This window comes from Glycomyces sp. NPDC049804 (genome assembly GCF_040674615.1).
Lineage (GTDB): Bacteria > Actinomycetota > Actinomycetes > Mycobacteriales > Micromonosporaceae > Glycomyces > Glycomyces niveus.
This window is the reverse complement of sequence record NZ_JBFAMQ010000005.1, coordinates 283,215-299,799: the sequence shown is the minus strand read 5'-3', so window position 1 is coordinate 299,799 and position 16,585 is coordinate 283,215. Positions and strand designations below refer to the sequence as shown.

At 71.0% G+C, this 16,585-nt stretch carries 11 protein-coding genes; 8 read left to right on the top strand and 3 right to left on the bottom strand.

The genetic code is table 11. The features are described from left to right. Positions 1-92 precede the first annotated feature (92 nt). Complete coding sequence (locus tag AB0K52_RS10430) at positions 93-1,313, top strand: sulfotransferase (protein ID WP_363529142.1); 1,221 nt, start codon at positions 93-95, stop codon at positions 1,311-1,313. Positions 1,314-1,318: 5 nt separating this feature from the next. Here the strand turns inward: AB0K52_RS10430 and AB0K52_RS10425 are convergent, their stop codons facing one another. Next, positions 1,319-2,425: a winged helix DNA-binding domain-containing protein gene (locus AB0K52_RS10425; RefSeq protein ID WP_363529140.1), complete on the bottom strand. Its 1,107-nt coding sequence runs from the start codon at positions 2,423-2,425 to the stop codon at positions 1,319-1,321. A 172-nt stretch (positions 2,426-2,597) separates the two neighbouring features. On the opposite strand from AB0K52_RS10425, the gene AB0K52_RS10420 reads away from it, so the two are divergent. From AB0K52_RS10420 to AB0K52_RS10395, 6 genes are all read left to right on the top strand, one after another. Beyond that, positions 2,598-3,041 carry a DoxX family protein gene (locus tag AB0K52_RS10420; RefSeq protein ID WP_363529137.1) on the top strand — a complete coding sequence of 148 codons (444 nt, stop codon included), beginning with the start codon at positions 2,598-2,600 and terminating at the stop codon, positions 3,039-3,041. Positions 3,042-3,155: 114 nt separating this feature from the next. Next, positions 3,156-3,467 (top strand): winged helix-turn-helix domain-containing protein, encoded by a 312-nt coding sequence (locus tag AB0K52_RS10415; protein WP_363529134.1) that lies wholly within the window; start codon positions 3,156-3,158, stop codon positions 3,465-3,467. Positions 3,468-3,487: 20 nt separating this feature from the next. Beyond that, complete coding sequence (locus tag AB0K52_RS10410) at positions 3,488-3,760, top strand: hypothetical protein (RefSeq protein WP_363529132.1); 273 nt, start codon at positions 3,488-3,490, stop codon at positions 3,758-3,760. A 163-nt stretch (positions 3,761-3,923) separates the two neighbouring features. After that, entirely contained in the window at positions 3,924-6,140 is a 2,217-nt protein-coding gene (locus AB0K52_RS10405; RefSeq protein WP_363529129.1) for an MMPL family transporter, read from the top strand. Between the two features lie 143 nt (positions 6,141-6,283). After that, positions 6,284-7,342: an AI-2E family transporter gene (locus tag AB0K52_RS10400; protein ID WP_363529126.1), complete on the top strand. Its 1,059-nt coding sequence runs from the start codon at positions 6,284-6,286 to the stop codon at positions 7,340-7,342. A gap of 266 nt (positions 7,343-7,608) precedes the next feature. Then, positions 7,609-8,040, top strand: a complete 432-nt coding sequence (locus AB0K52_RS10395) for a group II truncated hemoglobin (RefSeq protein ID WP_363529124.1) — start codon at positions 7,609-7,611, stop codon at positions 8,038-8,040. A 65-nt stretch (positions 8,041-8,105) separates the two neighbouring features. Here AB0K52_RS10395 and leuE read toward each other — a convergent pair whose 3' ends face one another. After that, entirely contained in the window at positions 8,106-8,756 is a 651-nt protein-coding gene (gene leuE / locus AB0K52_RS10390) for a leucine efflux protein LeuE (RefSeq protein ID WP_363529121.1), read from the bottom strand. Positions 8,757-9,184: 428 nt separating this feature from the next. Here leuE and AB0K52_RS10385 point away from each other — a divergent pair, with 428 nt between their 5' ends. Continuing rightward, complete coding sequence (locus tag AB0K52_RS10385; RefSeq protein WP_363529118.1) at positions 9,185-15,145, top strand: GEVED domain-containing protein; 5,961 nt, start codon at positions 9,185-9,187, stop codon at positions 15,143-15,145. 302 nt (positions 15,146-15,447) lie between these two features. On the opposite strand, the gene AB0K52_RS10380 is transcribed toward AB0K52_RS10385, so the two are convergent. Further along, complete coding sequence (locus tag AB0K52_RS10380; protein ID WP_363529115.1) at positions 15,448-16,584, bottom strand: arabinogalactan endo-1,4-beta-galactosidase; 1,137 nt, start codon at positions 16,582-16,584, stop codon at positions 15,448-15,450. Between the last annotated feature and the right edge of the window lies 1 nt (position 16,585).

The following is a 16,585-nucleotide window of genomic DNA, read 5'->3' as shown; positions in this document are numbered from 1 at the left end:
GCCGCGCAGGGCTTCTGCGTGACGTTTTGTTGCGCTACGCTCCGGAAGCGTCACCCCTTTGGCGTCCAACGCCAACGCAGAGAGGACCTTTCATGCGCCGGACCACCGCACGACTGCGCCTTGTCAACGCCCTCACGGCCCCTGCGGCGCGGGCCCGCCACGACCCGTACCGGTTCTTCGACCGCATGCTCGACGGCCGGCGCGCGGCGAACGCGGGCGTCGCGCTGACGGAGGAGGACGAGTCGGAGCTGCAGCACCTGCGCCGCTTCCTGGGGTTCATCGCCGAGGTCCCCTCCCTGAGCGGTGTCGGCTGGCTCTCCGTGCAGGACATGGTCAAGACCCGCGTCAACAACCGCTTCCTGGTGCGGCGCCTGCAGGCCGAGCACCCGGAGGTCCGCGAGGAGCGGATCGAGGCGCCGGTGTTCGTGATCGGCCTGCCGCGGACGGCGACCACGCTGACCCACAAGATCCTCGCGAACGCGCCGGGCGGGCGCGGGCCGTACATGTGGGAGATGGACAACATCGGGCTGCCGCGCTCGGACGAGCAGGTCGCCAAGCTGTCGCGGCAGACCCAGAAGCGGCTCGACCAGGTGCTCATGCTGAGCCCGTCGTGGTCGCGGATCCACCCGGTGCGCGCCGACTGGGTGGAGGAGATCTACTTCCTGCTCAACCAGAGCCGCCTGCACAACACGATGGCGCCCATGCCGAAGTACGTGGAGTTCCTGCGCTCGTACGACGCCCGCCCCGACTACCGGTTCGTGCGCGACGTGCTGCAGATCCTGCAGTTCCGCCGCCCCGCGGCGCGGTGGATGCTCAAGCACCCCGACTGCCTGGGCGAGACCGCGGCGATCCACCACGTGTTCCCGGACGCGAAGTTCGTGTGGACGCACCGGGACCCGCACACGGTGATGGGGTCGATGTGCTCGATGGCCGAGTCCCTGGGCTACCTGCACAACCAGCCGAAGTCGGTGGACCCGCACGAGATCGGCCAGGTGTGGCTGCAGATCCTCCCGGAGATGGTGGAGCGGGCGCGCCGCGAGCGCATAAAGATGCCGCGCGAGACCACGGTGGACGTCGCCTACCACGCGATGATGGCCGACCCGTACCGGTACGTGCCGGAGCTGTTCGAGAAGCTCGACCTGCAATGGACGGACGCGGACGAGGCGAACCTGCGGGAGGCGCTGGACCGCCCGCGCGACCAGCGCGGCCACGAGTACTCGATGGTCCACTACGGGCTCGACCCGGCGATGATCGACGGGGCGTTCGGGGACTACGGCCTGTTCGTGGACAACCTGACGGCGAGCGCCCGCTGAGCCGTTCAGCCGGCCCAGTCGACGCCGGTGAGGGCGACGCCGCGGAACGCGGCCAGCTTCTCGGCCTCGGCTTCGACCGCCTTGCGCTCGGGTCCTTCGAGGTCGCGCCAGGGCTCTACGGCGACGGTGAACCGCTTCCCTGACTTGCGCGGCCGCCACAGGCCTGCGACGTCGCCGTCCACGAGGACCGCGCCCGGCCGACCGAGCACCGGCCACAGGGCTTTCGCCTTGGCGGGGTCGGCGACGAGCGTGGACCGGTCGCGGGCCTGGAGGAACAGGTCGTAAGGGCCGAGCAGCCGCGTCCCGGAGGCCTCGGCCCCCTGCAGGGCGTCGACATCGGCCTCGAGCATCCACCGGGTCTCGCCTTCGACCTCCACCTCGACGGCGTCCTCGGGCCAGCGGGCCTTGACCTCGCGGACGGGCGCGTCGACGTACTCGGCGACCTCCTTGTGGGTGGCGGGGCCGAGGAGGCGGAGGTAGGCGCGGACGGGGTCGAGGCGGTCGGGGTACTCGCCCGCGACAGTGAAGCCGGGCATGGGCTGCAGGACCGGGGGGGAGGTGTCGGGCACGAGCTCGAGCCCGGCGCGCACCGCGGAGAGGCGGAAGGGCATCTCGTAGAGGTGCACGGCGTCGCAGGAGCGGCAGTACCGCTGGTACGGCTCGGGCATGGCCTCGTGGAGGCGGGTGGACATCTCGCCTTTGACCATGGGCTCCTTGACGATCGCGCGCATCTGCCCGGCGACGGCGTCGAGCGCGTCGAGCACGGGGATGCCGGCGTCCTTGAGGGGCTTGGAGGCGTCGAAGATCCGCTTGGACGCGTCGGCCTCCGACCAGGGGGCGACGGCGGCCGCAACCGCCGCGGCGTCGCTGCGGCGGTAGCAGTGCGGGGCGCCGCGGAGTGTCCACAGCCAGACGAGGTCGGCGTGGTGCTCGGCGGCCGCGCCGAGTCCGGCGGTGTCGACGCCGCGCAGCTCGAGGGCCCAGAGCGCGCCGTCGGGCCCCGTGTCCTGCACACCGAGGTCGAGGACGGCCGTGTCGGCGACCGTGCCGTGCTCGCGGCCGAGCTGCTGCGTCTGGAAGCGGTAGTGCCGTACTTGCTGGCGTTCGATCATGACCCCCACGCTAACGCCGGGCACCGACAATCGGGGGTCCATTCGGGGCCGCGGGAGGAGACTTCGCGCCGTGCGATGAATCCGCGCGGCGGGCCTCGTCTACATGGCAAGAGCCCGACGACCCCGGACAGCGCCGCTCCAAGACGGCGCTCACGAAGAAAGCGAGCCCGCCATGACGACCTACGACCGCACCGCCGAGACCGTCCTCGCCACCACCGCCGCCGAAGGCCCCGGCCGCGCGCTGGGCATCACCACCAGGGTGTTCCAGATCCTCTTGGGCGCCTTCATGATCGTCGCCTCGGGCGCGCCGAAGCTGTTCGCCGTGAAGGCCGCCGCGACCGGCTTCGACATGATCGGCTGGGGCGACTGGTTCATGTACCTCGTCGGCGCGCTGGAGATCACGGGCGGCGTCGGCCTGCTCATCCCGCGCGTCGCGGGGCTCGCCGCGATCGGCCTGAGCCTGCTCATGGTCGGCGCCGCGATCTTCAACCTCGCGATCCTCGACTACCCCGTCCTCACCCCGCTGATCCTGCTGGCCTGCTTCGCGGGCATCGCGTGGGTCCGCCGCCACCAGACGCGGCGGTTCCTGAAGCACGGCTTCGCGTCCGCGCGGTGACCCCGCGCGGCAAGGGTCGGTGGCGTCGCCACCGGCCCTTTCGCGTGCCCGCTCCACTTCATGCCAATTGAGAATGGCACCTGCTAACATTCATTTGCAGGTATTGGAGGCCGCATGGACGAAGGCATCCCGACCGGGGACGACCTGGTCGCGCTCCTGGCGGCGCTCGCCAGCCCGCACCGGCTGCGCGTCGTGGCCGCCCTCGCGAGCGGGCGCAACTACGTGAGCCAGCTGGCGCGCGACCTCGGCATCAGCCGGGCGCTGCTCCAGGTCCACTTGAAGAAGCTCGAGGCATCCGGCCTCGTCACCTCTGCAATCGAGGTCTCGGAGGACGGCAAGGCCATGAACTACTACGAGGTCGTCCCGTTCGCGGTCCACCTCACCCCCCAGGCTGTCGAGCAGGCCTCGACGACCCTGACCCTGTGAACGCAACCGAAAGGACTGTCATGGAAAGCCCCTACGACTGGCAGGAAATCATCGGCACCATCGGGCTCTTCACCCTCCTCATCACCGTCGTGCTGACCTTGATGTGGCGCAAGACGTTCATCAAGCGCGCCGAAATGCAGATCAGACAGGACGACCGGTACAGGAAACTGGCCGAACGCGCCGACGCCCACCAGGCCGAGCTCGCGCAGCAGCTCGCGGCCCTGAACGAGCGCCTCGCGCGCCTCGAGACCAGCAACGCCTCCATCGAGGAGACCCTCAAAGTCGTCGAATAAGGACCGGAACCGGCCCGGGCCGTCGAGCGGCAACTCGACGGCCCGGGCCCGGGCCTCCACCGCCGGGCGGCAACCCGGCGGCGTTCACCCAGGGAGACGGACCCTCTCGCCGCGAGCGGCGAGTTCCGCAGGACCGGCCCCCGCAACCATAGGAAAGCAGACCGTGCTGCACGACATCACCGCAGACCCCCGCCCCCACGACGCCCCGCACACCCCGCGCACCCGCCGCGGCTTCATCGCCGCCGTCGCCGACTGGTCCGCCCGGCACCGCGCCCTCGCCATCGGCGGCTGGCTCGCTCTCATCGTCCTCGCCGCAGTCTCCGGCGCACTTCCTCTGGGGGATCAGGCGAACGCCACCGACCCCGGCGAAGCCGGCATCGCCGAGAGCCGCATCGACGCCGCGGGCGACTACGCCGTCCGCGAGAACGTCCTCATCACCGGCCCTGACGCCACCGCCGCCGTCGCCGACCTCGTCACCGCCCTCGAAGCCGCCCCCGACGCGGTCGCCGACATCGGCTCACCCCTCAGCGACCACGGCGAACGCTGGCGATCCGGCGACGCCGCCCTCGTCACCTTCACCATCCTCGGACCCGACGCCGACCACGAGGCCCACTACACGACCGCCCTCGGCGCCGTCGCGGACGTCCAAGCCGCGCACCCCGGCACCGAAATCCTCCAAGCGGGCGACGCGACCCTCTCCGGCGCCGTCGACGCCGGCATCAAGGACGACATGAAGCGCGCCGAGACCACCTCGCTGCCGCTCACGGTCCTTGTCCTCCTCGCCGTCTTCGGCTCCCTCGTCGCCGCCGGACTCCCGCTCCTCCTCGCCGCCACCAGCGTCGCCGGCGCCTTCGGGCTCCTCAACCTCCTCGGCCACTGGGTCCCCTTCAACGGTGCCGGATCGGCCATCGTCCTCCTGGTCGGCATGGCCGTAGGCATCGACTACTCCCTGTTCTACCTGCGCCGCTTCCGCGAAGAACGCGCTGCCGGACACGACCCGGCCACCGCCCTGCGCACCACCGCCCGCACCTCCGGGCACGTGATCGCCGCGTCCGGCCTCACCGTCATCGTCTGCATGGCCGGCCTCCTCATCACCGGCATCGACGTCCTCAAGGGACTCGCACTGGGGACCGCGCTCGTCGTCGCCCTCGCCGTCCTCGGCTCCGTCACCTTCCTGCCCGCGCTCCTCGCCCTCCTGCGCCACCGCGTCGACGCCGCCCGCCTCCCCTGGCTCGGCAAGCGCCGCATCCAAGCCGCGCCCTCCCGCTTCTGGGCCCGCATCGCCGCCGCCGTCGTCCAAAGGCCCCTCGCCACCGGCGGCCTCGCCGCCGTCCTCCTGCTCATCGCCGCCACCCCCGTCATCGGCCTCCGCCTCCAAGACGCCGCCGTCACCGACAGCCTCCCGCCCGGCGCCTCCGCCGCCGTCGACGCCGCCACCGCCATGAACGACCACTTCCCGGGCGCCGCCACCAGCGCCCGCGTCGTCATCACCCCCATCGCCGGCGACACCCTCGACCAAGCCGAACTCGACACCGCCGTCGCCGCCCTCCACGACGAAGCCGCCGCCAGCGACGGCCGACTCCTCGAACCCATCACCACCACCGCACTCGACGGCGCCCTCGTCATCCGCGTCCCCCTCGCCGGCGACACCACCGGCCCCGAAGCCGACGCCGCCCTCGCCCACCTCCGCGACCACGCCCTCCCGAACGCCTTCGCCGACACCGCGACCGAACACGCCGTCACCGGCAAGACCGCGCTCCCGCACGACTTCACCCAGCAGCTCACCGCCCGCACCCCCTACGTCATCGCGTTCATCCTCCTGCTCGCCTTCGTCCTCCTCGCGATCACCTTCCGCTCCTGGGCGATCCCCCTCGCCTCGATCGCCCTCAACCTCCTGTCCATCGGCGCCGCCTGCGGCGCCCTCGCCTGGGTCTTCCAAGACGGCCATCTCGAAGACCTCCTCGGCTTCACCTCCTACGGCGGCGTCGTCAGCTGGATCCCCCTGTTCATGTTCATCATCCTGTTCGGACTGAGCATGGACTATCACATCTTCGTGCTCTCCCGCGTCGCCGAACGCCGCCTCGCGGGCGCACCGCACCACGACGCCATCACCGACGGCATCGCCGCCAGCGCCGGCGTCGTCTCCAGCGCCGCACTCATCATGACCGGCGTCTTCTCCGTCTTCGTGACCCTCTCGGCCATCGAGTACAAGATGCTCGGCCTCGGCATGGCGCTGGCGATCCTCATCGACGCGACCATCGTTCGCGGCGTGCTGCTCCCGGCCGCCCTGGCGCTCATGGGCGACCGCGCCTGGGGCCGCGCCACCGCCGTTTCGGGACCCTCCCGAACCGGCGACCCAAGCATGGACCCCCGAACCTGAAGCCAGCCTGAAACCGCCTGAAGCCGACTTCAGGTTTGCGGCGACCACCCCGCGTCCGCGGAGTGGTCGCCGCGGGTGAGTCCGGTCCGGCACCGAGCGCGTGCCGGACCCCGGGCCGCCCCGGTGTCTGCTACAAACCTCCCATGGCTGACAAACCCGGACTGCCCCTGCGCAGAAGTCTCGCGAACACCCCGCCGCTCGCCGCCGGCGTCCTCTTCGGAGCGGGCCTGGCCCTCGTCACCGCCGCCGTCTGGGCCGTCCAGGAGCTCGGCACCGTCATCACCGCCCTCATCGTGGCCGCGTTCCTCGCCGTCGGCCTCGAACGCATCATCGGCGGCATGACCAAGCGCGGCATGCCCCGCTGGCTCGCCATGACCATCCTCTTCCTCGGCGTCGCCATCGTCTTCTGCGGCGGCATCGCCGCGATCATCCCCGCGATCGCCCGCGAGTCCGCCGAGTTCGTCGAGAACGTCCCCGGCTACTACGAGACCTTCATGGCCAGCCAGCTCGCCGACCGCTTCGGCGGCGAAGACGGCCTGCTCAAACGCGCCGAAGGCGCGCTCACCGCCGCCAACATGACCAAGGCCCTCGGCGGCGTCGCCGGCGGCGTCGCCTCCTTCTTCGGCGGTCTGGTGTGGACGGTCACCACGATCCTGCTGACCGTCTTCATCCTCGCCTCCTACGTGCAGCTGCGCAAAGGCATGGTCCGGCTCTTCGCCGCCTCCCAGCGCGAGCAGACCGACCGCATCATCGAGGGCATCCTCCGCGGCATCGGCGCCTACCTCATCGGCGCGCTGGCGATCGGCGCCCTCGCCGGCATCTCCTCGTGGATCTTCATGGCCATCGTCGACATCCCGTACGGCGCCCTGCTGGCCCTCCTCGTCGCGCTGCTCGACCTCATCCCGCAGATCGGCGCCACCATCGGCGCGGTCGTGGTCACGCTCGTCGCGCTCGCCGTCTCTCCCATGACGGCCGTGGCCTCCGCGATCTTCTTCATCGCCTACCAGCAGCTCGAGAACTGGGTCATCTACCCGACGGTCATGCGCAGCGCGGTGAAGGTGTCGAACCTCGCGGCCATCGTCGCCGTGCTCGTCGGCGGCACCCTCTTCGGCGTGGTCGGCATCGTCCTCTCGGTCCCGATCTATGCCGCGATTCGCTTGATCGGCAAGGAACTCCTGCTCCCGCGCCTCGACAACTCCTGACACCGAACGAACGCGACGAGGCCGGAGGCGCATACCCGCACGCGCCCCCGGCCTCGTCTTCGCTCTCCAGGATAAAAGGGCCGCGCAAGTCCGGCCGCCCTGACCTCCCTGAACGCCCGGCGCCGCAATCCGGGACACACTCGACGCACGCCGTAATCAATCGCGCGCACCGCCGGACCCGGTTCGGCGGTGCGCGGTGAAGGACTACAGTCGATGGTGCAGAGACCTTGGGGGACAAGGACTCCACCCCGACGGAAGGACACCCGGTGAGCGAGCCCACCATCTACGAGCGCATCGGCGAGGACGCCCTCCACCGCACCGTCGACGCCTTCTACGGCTCCGTGCTGCGCGACCCGCTGCTCCAGCCGCTCTTCGGCGCCGGCGCCGCGCACCACGTTGACCATCTCACCGCCTTCCTCGCGGAGGTCTTCGGCGGCCCGGCCCGGTACACCGACGAACTCGGCGGCTTCGGCACCATCCTCACCGCCCACCGCGGACTCGCCATCACCGACGAGCAGCGCGCCCGGTTCATCGAGCTCTTCGACCGCGCCGTCACCGAGCACGGCCCCGACGACCCCGGACTCCGCACCACGCTCCACGACTACATCGTGTTCGGCACCGAAGTGGCCCAAGTGAATTCGCACGCCAAAGGCGACGACGACCTGCACCCCTGCCAGGAAGTGCCCCACTGGCCGTAGCGGTAGTGGCACGTCACCGGTGACATGTCATATGCCACCAGTGCGAACCCGGTGCGCGGCGGTGTTCAGCCGGTGGCGAGTTTGGCGGCGAAGGCGATCATGACCGCGCCGACCACGCCGTTGCCCGCCGCGGCGAGGCGGCGTCGGCGGCGGAAGGTCTGGGCCAGGCCGTCGCCGGCGACGATGAGGGTCGAGAGGTACACCATCGAGCAGCACTGCAGGATCACGAACAGCACGCCGTAACTCAGCACCGGCCACGCGTAGGCCGGGTCCACGAACTGCACGAAGAACGCCACGAAGAACAGGATCGCCTTCGGGTTCAGCAGACTGGCGATGAGCGCCCGCACGAACGGCCGCTCGTTCGCGCCGCCCGTCTCGACCGCCTTCACCGCCACCGGGTCGCCGCGCCGCGCCGCGCGCCAGGTCTTCCAGCCCCCGCGCAGCAGCCCGAACGCCAAGAACCCCAGGTACGCCACACCCGCCCAGCGCACCAGGTTGTACAGCACCGGCGACGCCGCGAACATCGAAGCGAGCCCGGCCGCCGAAGCGACCATCAGCACCGAATCGCCGAGGAACACCCCTGCGGCGGCCTGGAACCCGGCCCTGCGCCCCCTTCGCGACGCCACCGAGAGCACGTACAGCGAGTTCGGCCCCGGCAGCAGGATGATGAGCACGGTGGCGACGACATAAGTCCACAGGTCGACGGTGCCGAACACGGGCGGTTCCTCTCGAGGCGAGGGGGAGGCGGCGGGGGAGCGGCGCTCCGAAACCACGCCAGTCTATGGCCGTTCAAGCCCCGCCGGCAACCGTGATCCGGCAGGGTCCGGTCACGTCGACGGCAACTTGCGGGCCCCGCTCTCCGGCAGGTCAGCCGCCCCGGTCGCGGCGGCGCGGACCCGCTGCGCGGGGTTCGGGAAGGTCGGTCCGGTGGCGGGCCTCAACCGCTGGACCCGGCGCGGTGGCCCGCCGCCCGCGACAAGACGCCTGCGGCCGTACCCGGAACCCGCTCGCGCGGTCGGATCGGTATGCGCTGCGGTACCTCTGCGAATCCGCGGGTCGGCGCGCTCCTCCGTCGATTCCACACTGAGTGTCCTTATGATCGCTTTCGGTGATTTCAATCCACAGTAGATGGCGGGATGCTCGGATGGCGCACACTCGGAGGCTGCGGCGCGCAGCCGCGTTCTGTCTCGTCGCGGCGGTGGCCGCGATGTCCTTCCCGTTGGCGGCGGCAGCCGCGGACGGGCAGGTGAAGACGGCCTGGGGCAGCGGCGGCGAGCGACTCGACTCGCTCGCAACCGGCGAGCGCGTGCTGTGGACGATCGACCTTCCCGAGGCGGAAGGCGGCGGCTATCGGGAGGTCTCGCTCACCGACGAGCTCACCGACGGACTCACTTATGTGGATGGTTCCCTGGGACATCCGTCCGCGCTCGAGGGCGGCTTCGACGGCAGGGTGCTCCGGCTCGGCGGCGGCGTCCCGGGCTCGGCGCGTTCGGGGCTCGACCGGTTCGACGCCGAAGGGCGGGCCGCGCTCACCGTGGACCCGACCGACTCGTACGCCCCGCCTTCCAGGGCCGACGCCGTCGACGGCTGGGACCGGGTCGAACTGCGCGGCGGCATCGACGAAGCCGCGATCACCGTCAAAGACGCCTTCGGGGATTCGATCCCCCTCGCGGCAGGGTCCGGTGCCGACGGCCTCGACCTCTCGGCCCTCGGCTACCCCTCGCATCAGGCCGATGGCCGCAGTTACGACACCTCAGTCCTCACCGTCACCGCCGAGGCCGAGCCTGGCACGGAGGGCGCGCTCGCCCTGTACTGGCGCGGTGACCACCCGCAAGTCTGGTACGAGACCGAAGTCCGCGCCGAAAGCGGCAAAGAGGGCGGCCGCACCGAGGTGGCCGTGGGATCGGCCCGGGCGAGCGGCACCACCCTGATCCCGGTCGATTCGGACGATCCCGAACCCGAACGGCCCGCAACCGCTGCGGCACCGGCCGCGAACGCCGATGAAGTCGTCCGGGCCCCCGAGGTCAAAGACCCGGCCGCGTGTCCGAACGTCATCTCGTTGGAGAACGGCTCCTTCGAGTCGCCGCCGATCACCACGGGAACCTTCCAGCTGTTCCACGAGTCCGCCGTGCCCGGCTGGAGCACGACCGCGAGCGACGGCCAGATCGAGATGTGGGTCGACGGCTACAACGGCGTCCCCGCCGCCGACGGCGACCAGTTCGCCGAGCTCAACGCCAACGTGCCCTCCGCTCTCTTCCAGGACCTGGCGACCACCCCGGGCGCGACGATGGCTTGGGCGTTGAAGCACCGGGGCCGCCTGGGCACCGATGTCATGCGGCTCGACATCGGCGCCCCCGGCGGGCCGCTCGTGACTCAGGGCGAGATGTCGGACGGCACCGACGCGTGGGGCGCCTATTCGGGTGTCTACACCGTGCCCGCGGGGCAGACCACCACGCGTTTCGCGTTCACGGCGGTCGCAGCGGCAGGCGGCAACGACTCGTTCGGCAACTTCCTCGACGACATCGAGTTCGGGACCGAGGCGTGCGTGATCCTCGACAAGGGACAGACCCTGTCCGAGACTCCCGCGACCATCGGCAGCACCGTCACCTACACCGTCGACGCGACCAACGGCGGCGGCGTCGGGGCCCAGAACCTCGTGCTCGAAGACCTCATCCCGGCGGGCACGGTGTTCGTGCCGGGCAGCCTGACGATCGACGGCGCGCCCCAGACCGATGCCGCGGGCGACGACCAAGCCGAATACGACGCGGACGCGAACGCCGTCCGGTACCGGCTCGGTGCGGACGAGGGCGCGGGCGGGGTACTCCATGCGGGCTCGACCAGCACCATCGGCTTCACCGTGAAGATCACCGCCGCCGGCACCGTCGCGAACACCGCCACCGCCGACTACCGAGAGCCGGTTTCCGGTGCCGACAAGACCTCGACCTCGAACACCGTCGAAGCCGTGGCCCTCGAACCGCTCGCGATCGCCAAGACCGCCGACCCGACCGATCCGAAACCGGGCGACACGGTCCAGTACACGGTCACCGTCACCAACCCCAATCCGGTGACGTACCCCGGCGCGGCGTTCGAGGACGACCTCACCGCGGTGCTGGACGACGCGGCGTACAACCTGGACGCGACCGCCGACCACGGCGCGACCGCCTATGCGGAGCCCGTCCTGAGCTGGTCCGGCGACATCCCCGCGAACCAGACCGCCACCATCACGTACTCGGTCGCGATCGACGAACCGCTCACCGGCGACGGCGTCCTCGCCAACGCCGTCACCGGCGGCGAGGACACCAACTGCCCGCCGGGCGGCACCGATCCGGCCTGCGCCAGCCAGAACGCCGTCGCACTCCTCGAGTTCACCAAGACCGCTGACGTGAACGAAGCCGGCGCCGGCGACATCGTCACCTACACGATCACCGTCGCCAACGTCGGCAAAGCGGCGACCACGGCCGCGGTCACCGACGACCTCTCTGGCGTGCTCGACGACGCCACCTGGAGGAACGACCTCGCCGCCGACGCCGGCGAACCCGCCTACACCGAACCCGAGGTCTCCTGGAGCGGCGACCTGGCCGCCGGCGCCACCGCGACGATCACCTACTCAGTGCAGGTGAACACGCCGCTCAGCGGCGACGGCTCGCTCGGCAACGCGATCGTCTCGGAGACCGGCAACTGCAAACCCGGATCCGCCGACCCCGACTGCAGCGCAACGGTGCAACTCGCCGGAATCCGCATCGAGAAAGCCGCCGACAAGACCCAGGTGTACGCCGGGGGCGTCGTGACCTACACGATCACGGTCACCAACCCCGGCACCGCGACCTACAGGGGAGCCGCCCTCACCGACGACCTGTCCGATGTGAACGACGACGCCGCCTACAACGGCGACGCCGCCGCCGACTCCGGCGAGGTCGCCTACACCGAACCGACCTTGAGCTGGAGCGGCGACGTAGCCCCCGGCCAGACGATCGCCATCCGCTACTCGGTCACCGTGAACCGCGAGGTCGGCGACGGACGGCTCGACAACGAGGTCCGCGGCCCCGCCGACTCCAACTGCACCGACGCCTCGGCCGGCGCGGAGTGCCGCGCCGAGGTGAACGTCCAGGCCCTGGAGATCACCAAGACCGCCGACACCGCCACCGTCGTCCCCGGCGGCACCGTCGTCTACACCGTGACCATCGCGAACACGGGCACCGTCGACTACACGGCCGCCACGGTCGCCGACGACCTCACCGCCGTCCTCGACGACGCCGTCTACAACGGTGACGCCGCCGCCGACACCGGCGCGTTCGCTTTCGCGGCACCGGTGCTGGAGTGGACCGGGGGCATCGCCGCCGGAGCGACGGTCGTCCTCACCTACTCCGTGACCGCGAACGATCCGCCGAGCGGAGACGGCACCCTCGGCAACGCCGTCACCGGCCCCGAAGGCTCCAACTGCCAGGCGGCCTCGACCGACCCCGGCTGCTCGGCGGCGGTCAAGCTCCAGGCGCTGGCGATCGTCAAGGAGTCCGCGACCGGACCGTTCGGCATCGGCGACACCGTGGCGTACACGATCACGTTGACCAACACCGGCCAGGTCGACTACACGGCCACGACGGTCGCCGACGACCTGTCCGAGGTCATCGACGACGCGGTCTACAACGGCGACGGGGTCGCCGACGCCGGGTCCGTCTCCTATGCCGCGCCCGTCCTCACCTGGACCGGCGACATCCCCGTCGGCGCGACCGTGACGATCACCTACTCGGTGACGGTGAGCGACGCGGTGACCGGTGACGCGGTGCTCGACAACGCGGTCACCGGCCCGCCCGGCTCCGACTGCGCGCCGGGCTCGACCGACCCGGACTGCTCGGACCGCCAGGAGCTGAGCGCGATCGAGGTCCGCAAGAGCGCCGACACCGACAGCGCGATCGCGGGCGACACCGTCGCCTACACGATCACGGTCGTCAACACCGGCGCCACCGACTACAGCGGCACGCTCACCGACGACCTGTCGGGTGCGATCGACGACGCCGCCTACAACGAGGACGCCGATGTCGACACCGGTGCCGTCGCCTACGCCGAACCGGTCCTCACCTGGGAACTCCAGTTGACCGCCGGCGCCAGCGCGACGCTCACCTACTCGGTCACGGTGGACCAGCCCTTCACGGGAGACGCCGTCCTGGACAACGCGGTCGCCGCGACCGGCGACTGGTCCAACTGCGGCGCCGACTCCACCGACGCGGACTGCATCACCCGAGTGCCTTTGGCGGCCTTGGACATCGAGAAGACCGCCGCCACCGCGGCGGCGGGACCCGGCGACACGGTCGCGTACACGATCACGATCGCCAACACCGGGCAGGCCGCCTACATCGGGGCGACGGTGACCGATGACCTGACAGCGGTCCTGGACGACGCCGTGTACAACGGCGACGCCGGAGCCGACGCCGGGACCATGTCCTACTCGGCGCCGGTGCTCACCTGGACCGGCGACCTCGAACCGGGGGCGACCGCCACGATCACCTACACGGTGACCCTCGACGATCCCGTCACGGGCGACCACCGGCTCATGAACGCGGTCGCGGGGCCGGACGGATCGGACTGCGAACCCGGATCGATCGAAGCGGGCTGCTCCACCGACGTGCCGATCGCCGGACTGCGCATCGAGAAGTCCAACGACGCCGACCCGACCGCGCCGCTGGTCCCCGGCGGCACGATCGTCTACACGGTCACCGTCGCCAACACCGGGCAGGTCGACCACACTGGGATCACGGTCAGCGACGACCTCACCGAGGTCCTCGACGACGCCGCCTACAACGGCGACGCCGAAGCCGACGCCGGGACCATGTCTTACTCGGCGCCGGTGCTCACCTGGACCGGGGACGTGCCGGTCGGGTCGACGGTGACGATCACCTATTCGGTCACGGTCGACGATCCCGACACCGGCGACAAGCGCCTGGTCAACGCCGTCATCGGACCGGACGGTTCGAACTGCGACGACGAAGCGGGCGCCTGCGTCAACGTGCTCCCGGAATCGGAGCTCGACATCGCGAAGACCGCGGCGCCCGGCGAAGTGGAGCCGGGCGCGACCGTGGAGTACACGATCACCGTCACCAACACCGGACGGGGCGTCTACCCCGGAGCGCTCATCACCGACGACCTGACCGCCGTCCTGGACGACGCCGTCTACAACGACGACGCCTCCGACAACGGCGCGGGCGGAACCCTCGCCTACGACGAACCGGTCCTGACCTGGACCGGGGACATCGCCGCGGGGGCCACGGTCGCGATCACCTACTCGGTGACCGTCGGGAACCCGTTCCCCGCCGGGGACGGCGAACTCGACAACACGGTGACCGGTCCCCGCGGTTCGGACTGCGAGCCCGGGGCCGGCGACGAGGACTGCTCGGCGAACGCGCGGACCCGCGTCTACGACTTCGGCGACGCGCCCGACCGGTACCGCACGACGAGCGCTGAGGGCGGCCCGTTCCACCGCATCGTCGAGACGCTGCGGCTCGGCGATGCGATCGAGAGCAAATCGGACGGCACGCCCTCCGATTTCGCCGACGCCGATGACGACGACGACAGCGTCGTCGCGGCGCGGGGAGTCGAGTACGGATCGCACTCGGTGCAACTCGATGTGAACGCGTACAACGACAGCGACACGGCGGCGGTGCTCGCCGGCTGGATCGACCTGGACGCGGACGGGCGGTTCGAACCGGAGGAGTCGGTCCGGGCGGCCGTGCCGGCCGGCACCGGGCACGCGCAGTACACGCTCACCTGGGACACCGCCGCCCTTGATGCCGGGCAGGGGTTGACGGCCAGCGATCTGTACCTGCGACTGCGGCTCTTCGGCGAATCGGGGAGCGCGCGGGCCGAAGACGCGGCCGAGGCATTGGAGGCGGCGCCGGTCGGATTCGGCGGCGCGGGCGAAGTCGAGGACTACTACACGCATCTCGACCCGCCGGCCCCGTCTCCCGGTCCTGACGGCCCGGACCATTCTGGAGGGCTGCCCTCGACCGGTGACCGGCTCAGCGGCGCCGCCGGATTCGGCGGTCTCGCCCTCGCGCTCGGCATCGGCGCGTACCTGGGCGCTCGGCTGATCCCGAGACGCGGCGAATCGTAGGGTCCGCCTCGACCGCGGCGGGGGAGGTTCGCCTCCCCTCGCCGCGGTCGGTTCACCGGCGCCGCAACTCCCGAGCCGGCCGGGGCTGCCGCCTCCGCAAGGGCGAGTGCCGGGCCATCGGCGTCAACGCCGTCTTCCTCGCCCTCGCCGCGGTCGTCGTCCGGGGCCGCTTCGGCCCCTGCGCCTTCCAGCCCCGACCGGCCGCACCGACGGCGAAGGCCGCGCCGCCGGTCCTCCGCCTCCCGGTCTCGACCCGGTGGGCTGCTTCGGACCGGACGGCACGGCCGTCTCGGTGGGGGTGTCTACAGGCCGCCGAGGGTCCGCAGACCGGGGAGCGCCCTGTCGTCGAAGTCGAACAGCGCCTGGTTCTCCCAACCGTTGCCGCTGGCCGGGTCGGCCGGGTCCCAGCCGGCGCCCGCGACGCCGGTCCAGGTGGCCTCCCACCAGAACAGGCCCTTGCCGAGCCCGTTGGGGACGGCCTTGACGACGTCCGCGATCGCCTCGATCCAGAACGACTGCTGCTCCGGACTCGAGGGGTACCCGGGCACCGGCTCGGGGTCGGTCATGATGTTCCCGAACCCGTCCGAGTCCTCGGTGGTGAACGGGTAGGCGGTCTCGACCACGTACAGCGGCTTGCCGTACCGGGCCGCGAGATCGTCGAGGTTGGCGGCGAGTCCGGAGAGCTCACCGTGCCAGTACGGGTAGTACGAGGCGCCGATGGCGTCGAACGGCACGCCGTTGGCGACCGCGTTGTCGAAGAACCATTGGAACGCGCCGCTGTTGCCGCCCTCGGCGAGGTGCAGGATCCTCTGCGCCCCGGGGAGGACGTCGGCGACGGCGTCGCAACCGGCCGTCAGCAGTCCGGCCATCTGCTCGAGCTGGTCCCAGCGCCCGTCGGGCCAGATGAGCCCGCCGTTGGTCTCGTTGCCGATCTGCACGAGGCCGGGCTCGACGCCGGCGCTCTTCAACGCGCCGAGCACGTCCGCGGTGTGCTCGTACACCGCGGTCTTGAGGTCGGCGAAGCTCAGGCCCTCCCATGCCGCGGGCTTGTACTGCTTGCCCGGGTCGGCCCACGTGTCCGAGTAGTGGAAGTCGACCAGGAGGTCCATCCCGGCCTTCTTGGCGCGCCGGCCGAGCTCGACGACCTGCGTCTTGGTGTTGTAGCCGTCGGCGGGGTCGACCCAGACCTTGGCCCGGATGCAGTTGAGGCCGTTCTCGGCGAGGATCTTGATCGCGTCGCCCCGGCGGCCGTCCGCGCGGCGGTAGACCGCGCCGAAGTCCTCGTTCTTGATCAGGCCGGAGATGTCGGCGCCGCGGACGAATCCGGTGCTCGCCGGCCGGGGGCGGCGGCCCCCGGCGAACGCCGCGGTGGTCGCGGTCGCGGCGGCGGCCCCGACGGCGGCCGCACCGGCGGCGGCGATAGCGGTTCTGCGTCTCATG

Coding starts and splice junctions, on each gene's coding strand:
- AB0K52_RS10430 (WP_363529142.1), top strand. CDS start 93: ATGCGCCGGACCACCGCACGACTGCGCCTTGTCAACGCCCTCACGGCC.
- AB0K52_RS10425 (WP_363529140.1), bottom strand. CDS start 2,425: ATGATCGAACGCCAGCAAGTACGGCACTACCGCTTCCAGACGCAGCAG.
- AB0K52_RS10420 (WP_363529137.1), top strand. CDS start 2,598: ATGACGACCTACGACCGCACCGCCGAGACCGTCCTCGCCACCACCGCC.
- AB0K52_RS10415 (WP_363529134.1), top strand. CDS start 3,156: ATGGACGAAGGCATCCCGACCGGGGACGACCTGGTCGCGCTCCTGGCG.
- AB0K52_RS10410 (WP_363529132.1), top strand. CDS start 3,488: ATGGAAAGCCCCTACGACTGGCAGGAAATCATCGGCACCATCGGGCTC.
- AB0K52_RS10400 (WP_363529126.1), top strand. CDS start 6,284: ATGGCTGACAAACCCGGACTGCCCCTGCGCAGAAGTCTCGCGAACACC.
- AB0K52_RS10385 (WP_363529118.1), top strand. CDS start 9,185: ATGGCGCACACTCGGAGGCTGCGGCGCGCAGCCGCGTTCTGTCTCGTC.
- AB0K52_RS10380 (WP_363529115.1), bottom strand. CDS start 16,584: ATGAGACGCAGAACCGCTATCGCCGCCGCCGGTGCGGCCGCCGTCGGG.